Origin of the sequence: Gibbsiella greigii, from assembly GCF_039540155.1 — a bacterium.
In the GTDB taxonomy this organism is placed as follows: domain Bacteria; phylum Pseudomonadota; class Gammaproteobacteria; order Enterobacterales; family Enterobacteriaceae; genus Gibbsiella; species Gibbsiella quercinecans.
The window spans coordinates 279,769-300,223 of the sequence record NZ_BAABEM010000008.1 but is presented as its reverse complement, the minus strand read 5'-3'; the positions used below and the strand labels follow the sequence as shown (position 1 = coordinate 300,223).

The following is a 20,455-nucleotide window of genomic DNA, read 5'->3' as shown; positions in this document are numbered from 1 at the left end:
AAGTACGATATGAACTCTCTGTTTGCCAGCACAGCCCGTGGCCTGGAAGAACTGTTAAAAAGCGAACTGGAAGCGCTTGGCGCCCATGCCTGCAAAGTGGTGCAGGGTGGGGTACATTTTCAGGGTGACGATCGTCTTCTGTACCAAAGCCTGCTGTGGAGCCGCCTGGCCTCACGTATTCTGCTGCCGCTCAACGAATTCCGCGTGCACAGCGATCTGGACCTTTATCTTGGCGTACAGGCCATTGACTGGCCGAGCATCTTTAGCGTCGATGACACCTTTGCCGTGCATTTTAGCGGTGTGAATGAAGAGATCCGCAATAGCCAGTACGGCGCATTGAAAGTAAAGGATGCGATCGTCGACAGTTTCACCCGCAAGCTTGACCAGCGCCCAAGCGTTGCCAAGCAACAGCCGGACATCCGCATTAATGTGTTCCTGCAGCGTGATACGGCAAGCGTCGCACTCGATCTGAGCGGAGAAGGCCTGCACCAGCGCGGCTACCGCGATCTCACTGGCCTGGCGCCGCTGAAGGAAAACTTGGCTGCGGCCATCGTGCAACGCTCCGGCTGGCAGGCGGGCATGCCGATGCTCGATCCGATGTGCGGTTCCGGCACCTTGCTGATCGAAGCGGCGATGATCGCCAGCGATCGCGCGCCGGGCCTGCAACGCCAGCATTGGGGCTTTACCGCCTGGCGCGGGCATAATGCCGAACTATGGCGCGAACTGCTTGCCGAAGCCCAGGTGCGCGCACGCCGTGGCCTGCAGGAAACAACCTCTCGCTTTTTCGGCTCAGATATCGATCGCCGGGTGATTGACATCGCGCGTGCTAACGCACGCCGCTCCGGGGTTGGCGAACTGATAACCTTTAATGTCAATGATGTCAGTAAATTGACTAACTCGCTGCCGGACGGCCCGGTGGGCACCGTGCTGAGCAACCCGCCTTACGGCGAGCGCCTGGAAAGCGAGCCGGCGTTGATTGCCTTGCATAATATGCTGGGGCGGGTGATGAAAAGCGCCTTTGGCGGTTGGCAACTCTCGTTGTTCAGCGCATCGCCGGAGCTGTTGAGCTGCCTGCAACTGCGTGCCGAGCGCCAGTTCAAGGCGAAAAACGGCCCGCTGGACTGCGTGCAGAAAAATTACCGGTTAGCGGAAGCGGCGGCGGGTGGCGGCGTGCAGGTTGCGGAGGATTTCGCCAACCGCCTGCGCAAAAACCTGAAGAGACTGGATAAATGGGCCAGGCAGCAGGGCATTGAATGTTATCGTTTGTACGATGCGGATCTGCCGGAGTATAACGTCGCGGTGGATCGCTATGGCAGCAAGGTCGTGGTGCAGGAGTATGCGCCGCCGAAAACGGTGGATGCGCAGAAGGCTCGCCAGCGCTTGTTCGACGTGATCAACGCCACCATGGCGGTGCTGGAACTGTCGTCCAACCAATTGGTGATGAAAACCCGTGAGCGCCAGAAAGGCAAAAACCAGTATGAGAAGCTGGCGCAGAAAGGGGAATTTATGCTGGTGGAGGAATACCGCGCCAAGCTATGGGTGAACCTGACGGATTATCTGGACACCGGGCTGTTTCTCGACCACCGTATTGCGCGCCGCATGCTTGGGGAAATGAGCGCCGGCAAGGATTTCCTTAACCTGTTCGCATACACCGGCACCGCCAGCGTGCACGCCGGGCTGGGCGGCGCGCGTTCCACCACCACCGTGGATATGTCGCGCACCTATCTGGAATGGGCCGAAAAGAACCTGCGTGCGAACGGCCTGGTGGGCAGACAGCACCGATTAATACAGGCCGATTGCCTGTCCTGGCTGCATAATGCCAACGAACAGTTCGACGTGATTTTCATTGATCCGCCTACCTTCTCCAATTCCAAGCGGATGGAAAACACCTTTGACGTTCAGCGCGATCATCTGGCGCTGATGAAAGATTTGAAACGTTTGCTGCGCCGTAACGGGACAATTATGTTCTCCAACAACAAGCGCGGCTTCCAAATGGATCTGGCCGGTCTTGGCGCATTAGGTCTGGCGGCGAAAGAGATCACCGCTCAGACGCTGTCGCAGGATTTTGCCCGTAACCGTCAGATCCATAACTGTTGGCTGGTGACCCATGCCGGCGAAGGAAAAGAAGAGTTATGTCGTTAATCAGCATGTCCGGCGCCTGGCTGTCTTTCAGCGATGCGCCGCTTTTAGATAACACCGAAATTCATATCGAAGACAACGAACGCGTTTGTCTGGTTGGGCGCAATGGCGCCGGGAAATCCACCTTGCTGAAGATCCTCGGCAAGGAAATCCCGCTTGATGATGGGCGCATCGTGTATGAGCAGGATCTGATCGTCGCCCGGCTGCAACAGGATCCGCCGCGCAATATCGGCGGCACCGTGTTTGATTTTGTGGCCGAAGGCGTGGCGGAACAGGCTGAGCACCTGAAAGCCTATCATGACATTTCCAAGCGGGTGGAGCAGGATCCGAGCGAGAAAAACCTGGCGCGCATGGCGCAGATTATGGAAGTGCTGGATCATCAGGGCCTGTGGCAACTTGATAGCCGCATCAGCGAAGTGCTGGCGCAGCTTGGCCTGGACGGCAACGCCCAGCTTTCATCCCTGTCCGGCGGCTGGCTGCGCAAAGCGGCGCTTGGCCGGGCGCTGGTCAGCGCGCCGCGCGTGCTGTTGCTGGATGAGCCAACCAACCACCTGGATATTGAAACGATCGACTGGCTGGAAGGGTTCCTGAAAGAATTCCAGGGCAGCATCGTCTTTATTTCCCACGACCGTTCATTCATCCGCAATATGGCAACGCGCATTGTGGATCTTGACCGCGGCAAACTGGTTTCCTGGCCGGGCAATTACGATCAGTACCTGCTGGGTAAAGAAGAAGCGCTGCGGGTTGAAGAATTGCAGAATGCGGAATTTGATCGCAAGCTGGCGCAGGAAGAAGTATGGATCCGCCAGGGCATCAAGGCGCGGCGCACCCGTAACGAAGGGCGTGTGCGGGCGCTGAAGGCGTTGCGTATGGAACGCTCTGCGCGGCGTGAAGTGATGGGCGCAGCCAAGATGCAGGTGGAAGAGGCGGTGCGTTCCGGCAAGATCGTGTTTGAGTTGGAAAACGTCAATTATCAGGTTGGTAATAAAGTGCTGGTGCGTGATTTTTCCGCGCAGGTGCTGCGCGGCGATAAAATTGCGCTGGTGGGCCCGAACGGCTGCGGCAAAACGACACTGCTGAAGCTGATGCTCGGCCAACTGAAGGCCGACAGCGGCCGGGTGCACTGTGGTACCAAACTGGAGGTGGCCTATTTTGACCAACACCGCGCTGAGCTGGATCCGGAACGCACGGTGATGGACAACCTGGCGGAAGGCAAGCAGGAGGTGATGGTCAATGGCCGTTCCCGCCATGTGCTCGGCTATCTGCAGGACTTCCTGTTCCATCCGAAGCGTGCCATGACGCCGGTGAAGGCGCTGTCCGGCGGTGAGCGTAACCGTCTGCTGTTGGCCAAGCTGTTTTTGAAGCCAAGCAACCTGCTGATCCTTGACGAACCGACCAACGATCTGGATGTTGAAACACTCGAACTGCTGGAAGAGTTGATCGACAGCTATCAGGGCACCGTGCTGCTGGTGAGCCACGATCGTCAGTTTGTGGACAACTCGGTCACCGAATGCTGGATCTTCGAGGGCAATGGCGTGATCAATGCCTTTGTCGGGGGGTATTATGACGCCCATCACCAGCGGGCGACGGCGCAGCCTATCCGCCAGGCCGCCGTCAGCCAGGCCAAACCGGTCGCAGAGAAAAAAGCCGAACAACCGAAAAAGACCATAGCGAAGCTAAGTTACAACTTGCTGCGCGAACTGGAACAACTGCCGCAGCGGCTGGAGCAGTTGGAAGTTGAAATTGAAGCCATGCAGGCGCAGGTCAGCGATGCTGATTTCTTCTCACGGCCGCACAGTGAGACGCAGCAAGTGCTGTCCGATCTGGCCGCGGCGGAACAACGCTTGGAAGAGGCGTTTACCCGCTGGGAAGAATTGGAAGCCATGAAAAACGGTTAATCAGCCGATACCGCCCACGTGCTGCAGTGGGCGGCGTTTCACCGGTAACGATGTTGCATAAAGGAGATATATGGTGTGTTCACACAGCCATCACGAGCAGCATAACTCTGCAAATGCGGGCGATCGCCAGGGTGACATGATGTTATGCCCGCAGTGCGATATGCTGGTGCGGTTGCCGCCGTTGGCCTATGGCTCGAAAGCGGTTTGCCCGCGTTGCCATACTGTGCTTTCATCCCGCTGGGATGAACCACGCAAACGGCCGATTGGCTACGCGATCAGTTCGCTGTTTATGCTGGTGCTGGCCAATGTTTTCCCGTTCGTCAATATGCGCGTCGCCGGCCTGGGTAATGAAATCCAACTGACGCAGATCCCACAGGTTATGGTGGCGGAAGATTACGCCAGCCTGGCCACGTTGTTTATGGTGTTCGTCCAACTGATCCCTGCATTTTGCATGCTGAGCATTATTTTGCTGTGCGGCAAAGTGCGCATGGCGCCAGGGCTGAAAAAATGGATGGCCCGCCAGCTGTTCCGCTTTAAAACCTGGTGCATGGTTGAAATCTTTCTTGCCGGGGTGCTGGTGAGTTTCGTGAAGCTGATGGCCTACGGCGATATCGGCATTGGCCCCAGTTTTATTCCTTATTGCCTGTTTTGTCTGCTGCAGGTGCGGGCTTTCCAGTGCGTCGACCGGCGTTGGCTATGGAATGATATCCAGCCGGCGCCACACGTTGCCTTGCCGATGGTGCCTGGGCGCACCGGGTTGCGCCAGGGGCTGCGCAATTGTGCGTGCTGCGGGGCGATCCTACCTGCCGAACAGCAACAATGCCCGCGTTGTCACACCACGGGCTATGTGCGCCGCCGCCATAGCGTGCAGTGGACGATGGCGCTGCTGATCACCTCGCTGATGCTATATATCCCAGCCAATCTATTGCCGATTATGGTGACGGAAGCGCTGGGCAATAAAATGACGTCGACCATTATGGCCGGTGTTGTGCTGCTGTGGGGGGAAGGATCTTACCCGGTGGCGCTGGTGATTTTTATCGCCAGCATCATGGTGCCTTCGTTGAAGATGCTGGCTATCGGCTGGCTCTGCTGGGATGTGAAAAATAAGCATAAGGTCAAGGCAGATAACGAACGTATGCACTTGATTTATGAGGTCGTCGAATTTGTTGGCCGTTGGTCAATGATCGATGTGTTTGTTATCGCCGTATTGTCGGCATTGGTGCGTATGGGGCAATTGATGAGTATTTATCCTGCTACCGGGGCGCTGCTGTTTGCCATGGTCGTGATCCTTACGATGTTTGCAGCCATGACGTTTGATCCTCGTCTTACCTGGGATCGCGTAAGTGAAACAATAAAGAAGGAGCCGTAAGGTGACGGAAACTAACCATAGCGTCGCGGACGTTGAGAAGATCAAGCGCTGGTCGCCGGTGTGGATTATTCCCATCGTTACCGCATTGATTGGTGCCTGGATCCTGTTTTACCACTTCAGCCATCAGGGGCCGGTAGTAACCTTGTACACCACCAACGCGGAAGGGTTGGAAGCGGGCAAAACCACCATCAAGAGCCGCAGTGTGGATGTCGGCATGGTGGAAAGCGTCACGCTAAGTAAAGATCTGAGCAAGGTTTTGGTGCAGGCGCGCCTCAATGCCGGTATGGAAAAGCTGTTGCGCCAGGATAGCGCTTTCTGGGTGGTGAAACCGCAAATTGGCCGCGGTGGCGTATCCGGCCTGGGAACGCTGCTTTCCGGCGCTTATATCGAGCTACAGCCCGGCAGCAAGGGCGATGACGATAAGAGCGAGTATCAATTGCTGGACGCGCCGCCGTTGGCTTCGCCGGATGCCAAAGGGCTGCGGATCCTGCTGAGCAGCGAGCAATCCGGGCAGCTTAATGCCGGCGATCCGGTGCTGTTCCGCGGCTACCGCGTGGGTTCGGTGGAAACCAGCTACTTTGATCCTACGCTGCGCGCCATGCGTTATCAGCTGTTTATCTCCTCGCCTTATGATCGGCTGGTGACCACCAACGTGCGCTTCTGGAAAGACAGCGGCGTGGCCTTTGATATGTCGGCGCAAGGGATGCGGGTTGAAATGGGCTCGCTGGCGACCTTATTCAGCGGCGGCGTCAGCTTTGATGTGCCAGAGGGTTGGGACCGTGGCGATCTCGCCAAAGAGAAGGCGGAATACCAGCTGTATGACAACCAGCGCAGTATTCAGGACTCGCTGTACACGGAACACGTTGACTATCTGATGTTCTTCTCCGATTCCGTGCGTGGTCTGCAACCGGGAGCGCCGGTGGAGTTCCGCGGCATTCGGCTGGGGACGGTGGCGCAGGTGCCGTTCTATAAAGAAGGTTTGGAACAGCGTCTGGACAGTGACTATCGTATTCCTGTGTTGATTCGCATTGAACCGGATCGCTTCAAGAAACAGCTTGGCAAGACATTCGATTTCCAACAGCATCTGAAAGACGCGGAACTCCGTGGCCTGCGTGCTTCACTGAAATCGGCTAACCTGTTGACGGGGTCACTGTATATCGATCTGGACTTCGATCCGAATGCGAAAGAGTGGAAAGGCCCGCGTGAACTGTTCGGCTACCCATTGATGCCGACGGTAAGCGGCGGCCTGACGCAGATCCAGCACAAGTTGACCAGCGTACTGGATAAGATTAATGCGATGCCGCTGAACCCGATGATCGAACAAGCGACCAATACGTTGGTGGAAAGCCAGCGCGTGATGCGTGAAACGCAGAACACCATGAAGTCGCTCAATGACATTATCTCCAGCAAGTCGATGCAAGATCTGCCGCAGGATATGCAGAAAACGTTGCAGGAACTGAACCGCAGCATGAAGGGCTTCCAGCCTGGCTCACCGGCTTACAATAAAATGGTGGCTGATATGCAGCGTCTTGATCAGGTTCTGCGCGAGCTACAGCCGGTGCTGCGTACCCTGAATGAAAAGAGTAATGCCCTGGTGTTCGAAGCCGCGGGCAGCGACGATCCACAGCCGAAGAAGGCCAAAAAATGATGAAATGGATTCCGGTAGCGTTGGCGCTGTTGCTCAGCGCCTGCAGCAGTTCTTCACAGAAAACCTACTATCAACTGCCGGCGTTAGGTTCGCCGGCCCAGGTGGAGGCCACTTCAGCGACGCGCCAGCTCTGGCTGGAGCACGTTGGCGTGGCGGATTACCTGGCGCAGAATGGGATTGTCTACCAAACCAACGATGTGCAGTATGTGATTGCCCAGAACAACCTGTGGGCCAGCCCGCTGGATCAACAGCTCCAGCAGGCGCTGGTCGCCAACCTGAGCAGCGCGCTGCCGGGATGGGTGGTTTCTTCGCAGCCGATGAGCAGTGGGCAAGACGTGTTGAACGTGTCGGTAACGGGCTTCCACGGGCGCCATGATGGCACGGCGGTGATCCGCGGCGAATGGGTATTGAACCAAAATGGCCGCCTGGTGAAAAAGCCATTTAACCTGACGTTGAAACAGGATGCCGACGGCTATGATTCGCTGGTGCGTACTCTGGCGGCAGGGTGGCAACAGGAGGCGCAGGCGATAGCCACGCAGGCCCGCCAGTTTTAGTCATAAGTTGTACAAAAATAACCTAACCCCCTGTCATTCTGAACAGTCATCTTTCAGGATGGCGGGGGTTTTCATTATAGATCAATGTATTAACATATCCTTTCTTTTTCAGCGGGTTACTGTTTTTCTCTATGTAGCTCACAATTGTGACATTGGCGTGAAATTTGCGCGTTGATCTTCCCTCCGTTTAGCGCTATTGATTAGTTGTGGTTGTGTAAAAAGCAGCCACTGTTTTCTTTCCAGCAGACCAAAATGAGGGAAACGAGGCATGAAGAGACAAAAGCGAGATCGTTTAGAACGGGCTCAATCACGCGGCTATCAGGCAGGTCTTTCAGGGCGTTCCAGGGAACATTGTCCCTATCAGTCTTTAGACGCCCGGGCAAATTGGCTGGGAGGTTGGCGACAGGCCATGGAGGACAGGGCGGTGACCGCTTAAGCGGCCCCCTGTCATGAGTAGGGAACGGCCTCCGCCTTTGCGCGGAGGCTTTCGTTTTTAGGGCCCGGGGCCATTGGCGTTATGACGGGCGCGTTTACGACGCCGGTATGGCAAAGAGGCTATCCACAGACAGTGCGGCAGAACGGCCGGCGGCGTTGGGGAGCAGGGGAGAGAAAAAACGGACGGGGCCAGTGCTGGCCACCGTCACAGGCGCACCACGGCTTAGAATGCCTCGGTGTCTTTGAACAGACCCACTTTCAGATCGTTGGCGGTATAGATCACTTTGCCGTCAACAAGCACTTCACCATCGGCGACGCCCATGATCAACTTGCGCGTAATCACACGCTTGAAGTTAATGCGATAGGTGACTTTCTTCGCGGTTGGCAACACTTGGCCGGTGAATTTCACTTCACCTACCCCCAGCGCACGGCCTTTGCCTTCGCCGCCTAACCAGCCGAGGTAAAAGCCGACCAACTGCCACATGGCATCCAGGCCCAGGCAGCCGGGCATGACCGGATCGCCGATAAAGTGGCAGGCGAAAAACCACAGATCGGGATGAATATCCAGTTCGGCTTCCACATAGCCTTTGCCGTGGGAGCCGCCGTCTTCGCTCATTTTGACCACGCGGTCCATCATCAACATGTTACCTGCCGGCAACGGTGGGCCACCGGCGCCGAACAGTTCGCCACGGCCGGATGCTTCGAGGTCTTCTTTTGTATAGGAGTCGCGTTTATCTACCATGTTTTCTGTAAGCCTTAATTTAATGAATGGAGCAGGTTAGCTAACACGTGTACGCTGAACAAGTCCGATCAGCCGTGGTTAAACCAGTTGAGCCAACGAAATGGCCATGGGCGCCGGCGTTCTTGCGGGTTCACTTGCGCGATGCGCTCCTGAATCGCGGGCAGCAAACTGGGCCGTTGTTCATCGGCATACGGATAGCCGGTCAGCAACGGCAGGGCTTCCGCTACACAGTCCACTGTCCACAGATGGAATTGCCCCTCGCGCACGGCATCGACCACATCCTGACGCAGGCACAGATGGCGCACGTTGGCGGCGGGCAGGATCACCCCCTGGTTGCCGGTCAGGCCGCGGCGTTGGCACACGTCGAAGAAACCTTCGATTTTTTCATTGACGCCGCCGATCGGCTGCACGTTGCCAAATTGGTCAACGGAGCCGGTTACTGCAATTTGCTGATTGATCGGCTGCTGTGACAGCGCGCTAATCAACGCGCACAGTTCAGCGAGCGAAGCACTGTCCCCATCAACTTCACCGTAGGATTGTTCAAACACGATGGAAGCCGAAAATGGTAACTGTTGATCCAGTTCCAGCTCGGAAATCAGAAATGCCTGCATGATCATCATGCCTTTGGCATGCAAATTGCCGCCGAGTTCCGCTTTACGTTCAACATCGGTGAATTCGCCGTCGCCAAGGTGCACGACGCAACTGATACGCGAAGGCTCGCCAAAGCTGCGCGGGTGCCCTGGGAAATCCAATACCGACAGGCCGTTGATCTGGCCGATAACTTCCCCTTCGGTTTCAATCAGGATCTGCCCCAGTTCGATATCATCCTGCATGCGTTCGGCCAGATAGCTTTCGCGCCATGCGCGCGCGTTGAGCGCCGCTTCCAGGGCATTGGCATCAATCAACGGGTTTTCGCAGTATAACGCGGCTTCAGAGATCTGTTGGTTAACCCACAGCGGGGAGAGGGGCAGGTTGCCCTGATCGCCGCTGAAGCGCACCGCCTGCGTCATCAATGTTGGCCAGGCATCGGCGGCCAACGTTGGCAGTTGGTATTCGGCAATCAGCGTATTGACGTAGCGGCACCATAGCGCCACGTCGTCGTTATCGGTGAGTTGCAGATCGTCTTCATATTCGCCGTAAACGGCCTGCTCACACAGTTCCGGCTCGATATCCTGGAAATCGGCCAGGCTGTGGCGATCGCCCACCACAATCATGCGCAGAGCCAAAGGCATCGGCGGTATTGCCAACGGCAATGGGCGAGTCTCATCCGGCGAAACCCAGTGGAACTGACGTTGGGTGATCATTTGCTTCAACCGCAGCCACAACAGCGGCTGTGCCAAAATGGTGCGGGCGGATAAAATCAGCACACCGCCGTTAGCCTTATGTACCAAGCCGGGCTGCAGATGAATTTTGCCTTGATGGATACGCACGCAGCCAAACAGCTGCTCCGGCTCCACCCACTCCTGGTACAGGCAAGCACCCCCGGCGGCAAAAGGTTCATCACTGCCGGTGGCCGGCTCAATCACAACGGCATCATCCTGGATCAGATAACGGCTGCCTGTCATGGTGCCTGGCGTATACAGCGGCGCTACGGCGCGGGCGATTAGCGCCAGATATTCGTGCGTTTCCTGGGCTTTCAGCAGCATGAAGCGCGGCTGTGACTGTGGGTGGCAAAACAGCGCCAACGCATTTTCCAGCCTGGGCTGAACGGCAGCAAAAGGCAAGGGTGCCAACTGAGAGGCGGTATCAAATATCGCCTGGTAAGGCGTTACGGCAGGCAACAGAGATTGCCATTCAAGTCGGTTATTGGTCAAAGTGTTAGATGCAATCGTTAAAAAGGGAAAGAGCGATTATACAAGAATAACGCCAGCTTGATACACGCAGAGTCGCCGTTGCCCGTGGTGAGTTTGACATTGTTGGACAACTGTGCAAAAAAACAGCTAAAACGGCGTCTAATTGCCAGGGAAATTTGTTGTAAAGCTGTTATGCTTATTAAAGTTACGTGGTCACTGAAGAGCTCACGATGAAATATCAGCAACTGGAAAATCTTGAGAGTGGTTGGAAATGGAAATACCTGGTGAAGAAGCACCGGGAAGGGGAGCAAATTACCCGCCATATTGAAAGCAGTGCCGCGCAAGAAGCGGTCGACCAATTGCTCAAGCTAGAAAATGAACCGGTGAACGTGCTGGCCTGGATTGCAGAGCATATGAACCCAGCGCTGAACAACCGGATGAAGCAGACTATCCGTGCCCGCCGTAAACGCCATTTCAATGCGGAGCACCAGCACACGCGTAAAAAATCTATCGACCTGGAATTTTTAGTGTGGCAGCGGCTGGCCGCGTTGGCGCGCCGGCGTAATGCCACGCTGTCTGAAACGGTGGTGCAACTGATTGAAGATGCGGAGCGCAAAGAAAAATACGCTAGCCAGATGTCATTATTAAAGCGTGATTTGAAAGCGATCCTCGGTAAAGACGAAGAGTGATGCATGCTTAACGCTGCTAGCATGTCAAACCGTATTATTGTTTGAGCCAAAAAAAACCCCGCAGCGCGGGGTTTTTTACTAATCAGCGGTAACTTAAGCCTGAGGCTGGGTTACAACGTCTTTGATGCCTTTAACTTCGATCTCTACGCGACGATCTGGAGCCAGACATGCGATCTGTGCTGCGGTAGCGCGGCCAGATTTGTAGCCACAGGTGTTGCCGGTAACTGGGTCAGATTCGCCCATACCGCGTGCAGAGATTTTGTCTGCAGGGATACCTTTGGATACCAGGTAATCAACAACGCTTTGAGCACGTTGAGTTGACAGTTTCTGGTTGTACTGTTCAGAACCAACGGCGTCGGTGTAACCCAGAACAACTACGGAACCGTCTTTAGGATCCAGAGAGCTCAGTTGGGTGTACAGTTGATCCAGTGCCTGTTGACCTTCTGGTTTCAGCGTTGATTTGTTGAAGTTGAACAGCACGTCAGATTTCAGCGTGAAGTGTTTGGTTTCAACAACTGGAGCTGGTGCTGGAGCAGGAGCTGGTGCTACTGCTTCGTCCTGGCCAAAGCGGTATGCAACGCCCAGGCTCAGCATGCTGTTGTCTGGACGAGCGCCAACGGTACCAGCGTCACCAATGTTGTTAACCCATTGGTAGTCCAGGCGGGTTGCCCAGTTTTTGGTCAGAGCGTATTCAACACCCACTGCTGCCAATGGAGAAACACCGGTATCGTGGTTGCTCAGACGAGTACCATTGGCGTAGTTGGCTTTGGAGTCTGCACGCCAAACCATACCACCCAGACGGGTATAAACGTCCAGTTCATCCGTGATTGGGTAGCTCAGTTTAGCTGCCAGTTGAACGCCCTGTGCTTTGAACGCACCGTTGTTCACGCTGCCTTTGTAAGGCATACGGCCAAGCCAGTCATAGCCCAGCTCGAAGCCCAGGTATTGGTTCGCTTGGTAACCCAGGAATGCGCCTGCACCCAATTGGTTTTCATGGGTAGGGCCATTACCGATACGGTTATCATAACCATTACCGTAGAAACCGGTATCATGATACTGGGACCAGCCCAGTTTAGCACCAGTGTACCAAGTATCATCTTTTGGGGCGGCTTGCGCTACGGTAGCGAAACCAGCCAGTGCCACTGCTAATGCGATAGCTGTCTTTTTCATTTTGCGCCTCGTTATCATCCAAATAGGCAATGAGCTTTAAAGCTATTTTAAGCCCTTGGTTAAATTCCTTCGCCAAGGTTTATGCCCTCGTTTGTTACTCTGCCAGTTTTTCTGGCGTTATAGAGCAACCTCGGCGATGTAAAGTCTACAACGTGGCGCGAAAGTTACAAGTGTGATGTGATAAAGCTCTAAAAAAAAACAGCGAATTGTACATATTTGCTGACAATTAGCAGCGAAAAAGTTGGTTATTTTTTACACTGTGAGGTATGTGGAACCGCAGCCGATCACGCTTTGTTGGCTCTCCTCCGGGGTTGCTTCCTCCGGAGGATAAAAATGATGGGAAAACTCCTAAATTTACTTAATGATACAAAGAAGAGTGAATTTTTAGCGTGGAACACTGTCCTTGAGGCGTATTAACCTCACGCTGAGGGCGCATAATGAACCCGTAAGCGTTTCCTGAAACCGCCGCCCGTGACAATCTCAACCGATCCTGCTCGTTCAATTCCGGCAACCAGCCCAGCACTACGCTGTAGTTCCCCGTCAATAATGCTTTTTCCATTGCTTCAACCGTCGCGGTTGGTGTGATTTGGCTAAGCTGCACCACTTTCCCAACTGGCAGGCCGGATTGCTGCAGCCAACGTTTGCTGAGTTTTTGCTGTGGCGTGAGCCACAGCAGCCAGCGCGACTGCAGGCCAAGCTGTTGCAATAGTGGCAAAAGGAGCTGCACCACGGCGGGTTGCTGTTCGCTGTAGACCAGTTCACTGATAAGACCATTTTCTTTACCGCCGCTGGTGCTGTTGACCGCGGAATCCTCCGCATAAGCCGTGTAGCCGAAATGGGGTTGGTGAAATGATTGAGTACGCATAAAAGTATCCCGCCCGTAGTATTGCTGTATGGATATACAGTATATCCATCGGTGGTGAAAATCAACTCAATTTTTCGTGACGCGCCGCATATCTGCGATCGTTTTTTGCGTATGTCCATTTTGTTATTGGCAGGGGAAGGGAACCTGCGTATTTTTCATAATTAGTTGTTCGAGTTACGTTTATTGCACTAGGGAATGACTTGCATACGGTTTATTAAAGGGAGTTATATATGAAAAGCAAAAATGCAGCCAGAACGGCACAGGCGAAGGCTATTTTTAGCGTATTAGGCAAAATCACAACGCGCTCTCAGTTCGGGGGGTATGGTTTGCTGGCCGATGGCATCATGTTCGCCATTATTGCCGAAGGGGAACTGTATCTGCGCGCGCCTGGCGATTTAGAGGCGGAGTTTCGCGCACTGGGGATGGAAAATATGATCTATTCCAAACGGGGGCTCCCCATCACGATGCGTTACTACTGGGTGGACGATGCGCTTTGGCAACGGGAGCGGGAACTTCTGGCGTTTGCCAACCGGGCGATCGGGGCCGTTAGAAAAAATCTGCAGCCGCCAAATCACGCTTTGGGGCGGTTAAAGGATTTGCCGAATATTGATATTTCCATGGAGCGCGCTCTGTGGCGAGCTGGCATCCGCACCGTATATCAACTGCGTCTGATTGGGGCGCAAGAGGGTTATTTGTTGCTGCAACAGCAGCAACAAAATCTGGGGCTGAAAGCGCTGCTGTCACTGGCTGGCGCCATTGCCGGCTATCATCATGCCGCATTGCCCGCTTCGATCCGCCGCGACATGCTCAGTTGGTTTGACAACATTTCTGCAAGGCCGGCAGTGCTGCGTGCGGCGGCCGTCCGTGGCACCTTGCCGCGCCATGAATAATTATTGAGCTTTGCCTATCTGCGCATTCAACGCCGTTAATTCGGGCAACAGTTCAATCACTAAGCCTATTTGCTGCAATACCAACTGCTCCTTGCTTTCCGGCTCGGGCGACAATGCCTGGATGCGGTTGGAAAGCGCACTCAACGCCTGGGCGACACGTTGGTTATCCTGCGGCGCCTGGTGCAGAGCGTCATCGACATAACACACGGCATCGTTAAGCAGATCCAAAACGGCCGTGTTCTCCAGGCGTTCACGGTGCGCGCCCAGCGCTGAGATGTAGCTTAACAGCGTGTGGTTCAGGCACAGCAAGCGAAAGGCCGCCTCCTGCAGCGTTTTGTCCGCTTTGGGATCCGCAGCCATATTGGATATCACCGAAGCCAGTTCCGCGTCGCTATTATGGGCATCGCGGCGTGCGATACGGTAGGGCAGGCTATTGTCTTTCCCCTGGTGGTATTGCACCAGAATAGCATCCAGGTAGCGGCAGTCGGCGTTCAGCGTTTTGCTGACCACCATTGGCAGTTGGCGGAACTTCCAGTCCGGCCAGATAAAGCTGACGGCGGCCCAGGCAATGGCGCAGCCTAAAAGCGTGTCATAGACCCGCGGGGCGGCCACTTCATATCCCTCACCCAACAGATTGAAGCACAGCAGCACCAGCAGCGTAATAAACATGGTGGCGTGCGCGTACTGCACGGTGCGGAAAGCAAAAAACAGCACGCCGCTGATGACGATAAGGATCAACTGGCCCTCAAGGGAGGGCACAAAATACAGTATTGGCAAGCCAAGCAGAATACCGGCCAGGGTGCCGATAATACGCAGCGCCAGCCTGCGCCGGGTGGCATTGTAGTTGGGTTGGCAGACGAACAGGCTGGTCAGTAGGATCCAGTAGCCGTGGTGCATCCCGGTAAACTGAATAAAAGCGTAACCTGCGCACAATACCACCGACATCCGGATAGCATGGCGAAACAGCGCCGATTGGGGCGTCAGGTGGCGGCTGATGCGCAGGCGAATATTGCTCCAGCCGGTGATGCGGTCGTCTGAAAGGCTGTTTTCTTCCGTCTGGCCGTTCGCCAGCACCTGTTCGGATTCGATGTTGGCCAACTGCGCATCAATCGCGCGCAGGTTTTTCAACAGGTGGGACAGCGCCTTGGCCAGTTCGCGATTTTCCTGCGTGATGGTTATGCGCGCCAATGCTTCTTCAATACGGGTAAACGCCGGTTCAAAACGCACGTTATGCTGGTATTTCTGCCGCAGCAGTATCGACTGCGCCAACTGGCGGCAAGCCGCGGCCTGTAGGGTCAGCAGCCGCTGAAAGCGGAACAGAATGTCGCTATGGCGGAACTGCTGGCTAAGCGCCTGGTAAAGCACGTGGGAAGAACTGGCGCGCTCGTGGATATCCTGGGCGACAAAGTAATAATGCAGCGTCCGGCGGGTGCCGCGTTGGCCGCGGTCGCCCTTTAGCCGCGTCAGCAGAGAGGCTTTGGTCTGGTTGAGCGTGGCGACAAGGGAACTGTTGGCCATCGCCAGCTCCATCCACGGCAAATCTGCGTCGCGTTCGGCGTCGGGATCGAACAGGTTGGCTTTGGCCTCCAGGTAGTTGGCCAGTTGATCATAGCAGCGTGCCAGGTTTTCCTGCAGCGGCCGGATCGGGAACAGCAGGTGGCCTATCAGCGTCAGCAGGTTATACCAGACGGCGCCAATCACCAGCAGCAGCGGCTGCAGATACCAGGTGCCGTACATTGAGGTGCCCAGCATGGTGTAAACCGCGATCAACAGCGCGCCAAAGGCGATGGTCGCATAGCGCTGCCCAAGCGCCCCCAGCAGGATAAAACCGCAGGTTGAGATGGCTAACCCCAGCGCAAACAGCCAAGGGTAAGGAAACAACAGTTCAATAGACGCCGAGGCAACAAAGAAACAGAACAGGGTGATGGCCAGGTTCAACAGCCTGCCGGCCAGGCGATCGTCCAGATCGGTTAACGCGGCGGCAACCACACCGAGCGTCAACGGGATGGTCAGCGTCGGGATGCCCAACCACCATGGCACAGCCGCCGCCCCCGCCAGTGAAAGAAAAATTCGCAGGTTATAAAGCAAATTGCTGTTGTACGTGTAGCGGCGCATCACGGGTGCTAAAGCGAGCACAAAAAACCCCTGGCAGAGAAAAGTTAACGTTGTTGATACTGGCGGCGGGCATTTTCATTTCTTGCCTGCTGGGCCATTTCTACAGAGACTACGCGGCGCCCAACCGGCCAAAGCGCAATCGCGGCAATTTTGAAGTTGGCGATCCCGACCGGGATACCGATGATGGTCAGGCATTGGGCGATGCCTGCGGCAATATGCGAAAGGCACAGCCACCAGCCAAACAGAATCAGCCAGATGATATTTAACAGGGAACCGCCCGCGCTGAGCAGCGCGTTGCTTTTTTCAGGGTATAATTCGTTGACGTGAATGGCTTCATTTCCATAAGGCAGAAACGAAAGCTTGGTGATCTCCCAGCAAGAACGGGTGAGGGGCAGGGTGATGATCAGCACGATGCTGAAGAAAGTGGCAACCAGCCAGCCCAGGGTGGTAAAGAAACCACCTAATACAAAATTAAGAATGTTCAGTACAGTACGCATAATCGTCATTCTGCTCTAATGATAGCCAAACCGCAGGGCGGGTGCGTTGTGATGGTAACATCGAGCCTATTCTACCCTTTTTTTAGCGCTAGAGCGCCACTGCTTAACGCAGGTAAACTGGTAAATATCTAATTCTCAACTGAGTCATGGCGCGACGATATGGAACTTAAAGCGACATCGCTGGGCAAGCATCTTGCTCAGCACCCTTACAACCGTGTGCGGTTGCTGCATGCCGGCGTTGAGGTAAGTGGTGAAAAACACGAATACCTGATCCCGTTTAATCAGTTGATCAACATCCGCTGCAAAAGAGGGATTGTCTGGGGCGAGCTGGAGTTTGAACTCCCTGATGAAAAAGTGGTGCGTTTGCACGGCACCGAATGGCAGGAGACACAGCGCTTCTATCACTACCTGTTGCAATCCTGGCAACAGTGGAGCAGCGAGATGAGCGCCGTTTGCGCCAAGGTACTGCGGGAACAGGTGGCGCAAATTACGCGCATTGAGCAACAGGACCGCTGGTTTAACGGTGCGGAGCTTGACAAGCTGCAACAGCAAATCCGCCAGGCTTTCGGCGCGTTGCCCATGCCGGTCGCCAGGTTGGAAGCCTTTGATAACTGCCGGCAAGACTACCAAACATGCCTGCAGTGGCTACAGCATGGCCCGCAAAGCGTTGCCCACCGCAATCAGCAGTGGGTCGAACGCATGCTGGTGGAACATCAGGATTTCTTCCAGCACGTAGAGGCTTCGCCACTGAATGCCTCGCAGAGCCGTGCGGTGGTTAACGGTGAAGAGTCGGTGTTGGTGTTGGCCGGCGCCGGGAGCGGTAAAACCTCGGTACTGGTTGCGCGTGCCGGCTGGCTACTGCGCCGCCAGGAAGCGGCGCCGGAACAAATCCTGCTGCTGGCCTTCGGTCGCCAGGCGGCGCAGGAAATGAATGAACGCATCAAACAACGCTTGGGGGAAACGGCGATCCAGGCGAAAACCTTCCATGCGTTGGCGCTGCAGATTATTCAGCAGGGCAGCCGCAAAGCCCCGGCGATCAGCAAATTGGAAACCGACAGTAAGGCTCGCCGGGCGCTGTTGATCTCGCACTGGCAGCAGAACTGTGCCGAAAAAAAGGCCCAGGCCAAAGGGTGGCGGCAGTGGTTGGTCGATGAGCTTGAATGGGACGTGCCGGAAGGGGACTTCTGGCAAGATAAACGCCTGGCCGAACGGTTGGCTGGGCGCCTGGAGCGCTGGCTGGGGCTGATGCGGATGCACGGCGGCAGCCAGGCCGAGATGATCGAACAGGCGAATGAGGAAGTCCGCGATCTGTTCGCCAAGCGCATTCGCCTGATGGCGCCGCTGCTCAAAGCATGGAAAGGCGCGTTGAAGGAAGAAGGGACGGTGGACTTTTCCGGGCTGATACACCAGGCGGTGAACATCCTGGATAAGGGGCGTTTCATCAGCCCCTGGAAGCATATTCTGGTCGATGAGTTCCAGGATATTTCTCCACAGCGGGCGTTGTTGCTGGCGGCATTGCGTAAACAGAACAAACAGACTTGCCTGTTTGCCGTTGGCGATGACTGGCAGGCCATTTACCGTTTCAGCGGCGCGGAATTAGCGTTGACGACGGCCTTTTCCCACAACTTCGGCGAGGGGGCGCAGTGCGCGCTTGATACCACCTACCGTTTTAACGAGCGCATCGGTGAAGTGGCGAATCGTTTCGTACAACAGAACCCGCATCAGCTGAAAAAGCCGCTTAACAGCCTGAGCAAAGGCAATAAAAAGTCGGTGGTGATCCTGCCGCAGGAGCAGTTGGAAAACCTGCTGGATAAGCTGAGCGGCTATGCCAAACCGGACGAACGCATCCTGATTTTAGCGCGTTACCACCACCTCAAGCCGGACGTGCTGCAGAAGGCAGCGACGCGGTGGCCGAAGCTGAACATCGAGTTTATGACCATCCATGCCAGCAAGGGGCAACAGGCGGAGTATGTGATCATCACCGGGCTGCATGAGGGGCATGACGGTTTTCCTGCGGCGGCGCGGGAGTCGGTGCTGGAAGATGTCTTGTTGCCGCAGCCGGAAGATTTTCCGCATGCGGAAGAGCGGCGCCTGCTGTACGTGGCGCTGACCCGAGCAAAACATCAGGTGTGGTTATTGCAGAGTCGTGAGCGCCCGTCGGTTTTTGTTGAGCAATTGCATAACATTGGCGTGCCACTGCAGAAAAAACCGTAACCGGCCGGCCTGGTGGAGTACCAGGCCGCCGGGCGCCGGTTATTGCAGGCGGTTTTGCAGATAACGCTGGTAGTCGGGGATGGCGATTTCCACTTCGCGGGTAAACAGCGTAGAGGCGATCAGGAAATCCGCCGTGGAACGGTTGGTCGCCACCGGAATATTCCAAACCGTCGCCAGGCGTAGTAGCGCTTTCACATCAGGATCGTGCGGGACAGCGTTCAGCGGGTCCCAAAAGAAAATCAACATATCGATTTGCCCTTCCGCGATCAGCGCGCCAACCTGCTGATCGCCCCCCATCGGGCCACTCATCATACTCTTGACCGCCACCCCCGTGGCGCGCTGAACCAGGTTGCCGGTAGTGCCGGTGGCATACAGTTGGTGTTGCGCCAATGTCGCTTGGTTGTCTTCAACCCACTGAAGCAGTGCCTGTTTACAGTGATCGTGCGCCACCAGCGCAATGTGCTTGCGAACGGCGATGGTGCGGGTGGTCATTTCCATGTTGATGTCCTTTGCTGAGCGGAGATGAGCGACAGGTTACTGAAACTGTTTTTCTCTGCCTAGCATTTAGCACTGAAAATATGAAGAGAGCACGGATTCAGATAAGAAGTCAGGGCGTTTCGCGGTTTTCAGTATACTGATTGGCCCAACGCAGAAAGTGCTTTTGGGTATCCCGATCGGCCTGCTGAAACCAGTATTGCAACATTTGCTCTGAAACATAGGCTTCTTTCAATGTGATGGATTTCTGCCCCGGTGGCGTTACGCCTGGCGGGGGGATAGGCGTGCTGGCGCGCAGGTGGGCGAAAGCCGGCACCGAGGCGGTATGCTTCTGGCCATTGTATGCGATCATGGTTTTTTCCAGATCGGTACCCATGGTGGCCAGCTTATCGTTTTTGGTTGCCAATTTTTTGCCGCTGTCGTCGACGAGCTGATAGTTTAATGCGTGATTGAACTGCAGGCCGTCGCGCGTGCTGTCAATGCGCGGCAGTTCAAAGCTGACCATGCGGGTGTTGTGTGCATTAAACGTCACGATCAAGGGCTGTGAGGTGTAGGTGATCGGCCCGTGCGAGTTTGACGTGACCGTTTTGACCACTTTGAATAGGAGTTGGTGCTCCCCGCTGTCCAATTCCAGGCTATCGGCGCCTTTCAGCAGCGAGCCGGTCATTTGTCTGCCGTCAACCACCAGCAGATCGATATCCGGGGAAAGTTTTAGGGTCGTCGCTACGGCAGGCGCACTGAGCCATAGGCTAAGCAGCCCCGCAACCACCAGACCAAATTTCATTATCATCTCCTTGTGTAAGGGAACATGGCATAGTGTCGGGCACAAGGGATAGTGTGTCAAAGTATTTCATTTATATTACAATTTTCACACTTTTACATAACTATCGCCCTCGGGCATCGGATCGGCAGGGGGCAGCAAAGCCAACGCAGCTGTCGCTT

General features: G+C 55.4%; 17 protein-coding genes. 9 read left to right on the top strand and 8 right to left on the bottom strand.

Translation table 11 applies throughout. The features are described 5' to 3' along the window. Positions 1-9: 9 nt before the first annotated feature. From rlmKL to rmf, 6 genes are all read left to right on the top strand, one after another. Positions 10-2,142 carry a bifunctional 23S rRNA (guanine(2069)-N(7))-methyltransferase RlmK/23S rRNA (guanine(2445)-N(2))-methyltransferase RlmL gene (rlmKL, locus tag AC559G_RS09755; protein ID WP_498912399.1) on the top strand — a complete coding sequence of 711 codons (2,133 nt, stop codon included), beginning with the start codon at positions 10-12 and terminating at the stop codon, positions 2,140-2,142. Then, positions 2,133-4,037 carry an ABC transporter ATP-binding protein gene (locus AC559G_RS09750; protein WP_498912398.1) on the top strand — a complete coding sequence of 635 codons (1,905 nt, stop codon included), beginning with the start codon at positions 2,133-2,135 and terminating at the stop codon, positions 4,035-4,037. The genes rlmKL and AC559G_RS09750 overlap by 10 nt, the downstream gene beginning before the upstream one ends. Positions 4,038-4,107: 70 nt before the next feature. After that, complete coding sequence (pqiA, locus tag AC559G_RS09745; protein ID WP_438599148.1) at positions 4,108-5,406, top strand: membrane integrity-associated transporter subunit PqiA; 1,299 nt, start codon at positions 4,108-4,110, stop codon at positions 5,404-5,406. Position 5,407: 1 nt separating this feature from the next. Next, on the top strand, positions 5,408-7,054 hold the full coding sequence (pqiB, locus tag AC559G_RS09740; protein WP_498912397.1) for an intermembrane transport protein PqiB: 1,647 nt from the start codon (positions 5,408-5,410) through the stop codon (positions 7,052-7,054). Continuing rightward, on the top strand, positions 7,051-7,608 hold the full coding sequence (pqiC, locus tag AC559G_RS09735) for a membrane integrity-associated transporter subunit PqiC (RefSeq protein ID WP_498912396.1): 558 nt from the start codon (positions 7,051-7,053) through the stop codon (positions 7,606-7,608). The genes pqiB and pqiC overlap by 4 nt, the downstream gene beginning before the upstream one ends. A 268-nt stretch (positions 7,609-7,876) precedes the next feature. Continuing rightward, positions 7,877-8,044: a ribosome modulation factor gene (gene rmf, locus AC559G_RS09730; protein WP_095848091.1), complete on the top strand. Its 168-nt coding sequence runs from the start codon at positions 7,877-7,879 to the stop codon at positions 8,042-8,044. Between the two features lie 222 nt (positions 8,045-8,266). Here the strand turns inward: rmf and fabA are convergent, their stop codons facing one another. Continuing rightward, entirely contained in the window at positions 8,267-8,785 is a 519-nt protein-coding gene (gene fabA, locus AC559G_RS09725; RefSeq protein ID WP_095848092.1) for a bifunctional 3-hydroxydecanoyl-ACP dehydratase/trans-2-decenoyl-ACP isomerase, read from the bottom strand. 68 nt (positions 8,786-8,853) lie between these two features. Next, complete coding sequence (locus AC559G_RS09720) at positions 8,854-10,599, bottom strand: Lon protease family protein (protein WP_498912395.1); 1,746 nt, start codon at positions 10,597-10,599, stop codon at positions 8,854-8,856. A gap of 209 nt (positions 10,600-10,808) precedes the next feature. Here AC559G_RS09720 and matP point away from each other — a divergent pair, with 209 nt between their 5' ends. Continuing rightward, positions 10,809-11,267 carry a macrodomain Ter protein MatP gene (gene matP / locus AC559G_RS09715; RefSeq protein ID WP_095848094.1) on the top strand — a complete coding sequence of 153 codons (459 nt, stop codon included), beginning with the start codon at positions 10,809-10,811 and terminating at the stop codon, positions 11,265-11,267. Between the two features lie 93 nt (positions 11,268-11,360). Here matP and ompA read toward each other — a convergent pair whose 3' ends face one another. Next, positions 11,361-12,437, bottom strand: a complete 1,077-nt coding sequence (ompA, locus tag AC559G_RS09710) for a porin OmpA (protein WP_279026933.1) — start codon at positions 12,435-12,437, stop codon at positions 11,361-11,363. 358 nt (positions 12,438-12,795) lie between these two features. Further along, a complete protein-coding gene (gene sulA, locus AC559G_RS09705) occupies positions 12,796-13,302 on the bottom strand; it encodes an SOS-induced cell division inhibitor SulA (protein WP_498912394.1) in 507 nt (168 codons plus the stop codon). Positions 13,303-13,532: 230 nt separating this feature from the next. Here sulA and AC559G_RS09700 point away from each other — a divergent pair, with 230 nt between their 5' ends. Next, positions 13,533-14,192 (top strand): TfoX/Sxy family protein, encoded by a 660-nt coding sequence (locus AC559G_RS09700; RefSeq protein ID WP_498912393.1) that lies wholly within the window; start codon positions 13,533-13,535, stop codon positions 14,190-14,192. Here AC559G_RS09700 and yccS read toward each other — a convergent pair whose 3' ends face one another. Both yccS and AC559G_RS09690 read right to left on the bottom strand, forming a co-directional pair. Then, entirely contained in the window at positions 14,193-16,328 is a 2,136-nt protein-coding gene (gene yccS, locus AC559G_RS09695) for a YccS family putative transporter (protein WP_498912392.1), read from the bottom strand. It abuts the gene before it with no gap. Positions 16,329-16,351: 23 nt separating this feature from the next. After that, on the bottom strand, positions 16,352-16,804 hold the full coding sequence (locus AC559G_RS09690; protein ID WP_279026929.1) for a YccF domain-containing protein: 453 nt from the start codon (positions 16,802-16,804) through the stop codon (positions 16,352-16,354). Positions 16,805-16,963: 159 nt separating this feature from the next. Between AC559G_RS09690 and helD the strand changes: the two genes are divergently transcribed. Then, positions 16,964-19,018, top strand: coding sequence for a DNA helicase IV (helD, locus tag AC559G_RS09685; RefSeq protein ID WP_498912391.1), 2,055 nt, complete (start codon positions 16,964-16,966; stop codon positions 19,016-19,018). Between the two features lie 39 nt (positions 19,019-19,057). On the opposite strand, the gene AC559G_RS09680 is transcribed toward helD, so the two are convergent. After that, positions 19,058-19,516 carry a methylglyoxal synthase gene (locus AC559G_RS09680; RefSeq protein WP_438599139.1) on the bottom strand — a complete coding sequence of 153 codons (459 nt, stop codon included), beginning with the start codon at positions 19,514-19,516 and terminating at the stop codon, positions 19,058-19,060. Positions 19,517-19,625: 109 nt separating this feature from the next. Beyond that, positions 19,626-20,297, bottom strand: coding sequence for a DUF2057 domain-containing protein (locus tag AC559G_RS09675; RefSeq protein ID WP_498912390.1), 672 nt, complete (start codon positions 20,295-20,297; stop codon positions 19,626-19,628). Positions 20,298-20,455 lie beyond the last annotated feature (158 nt).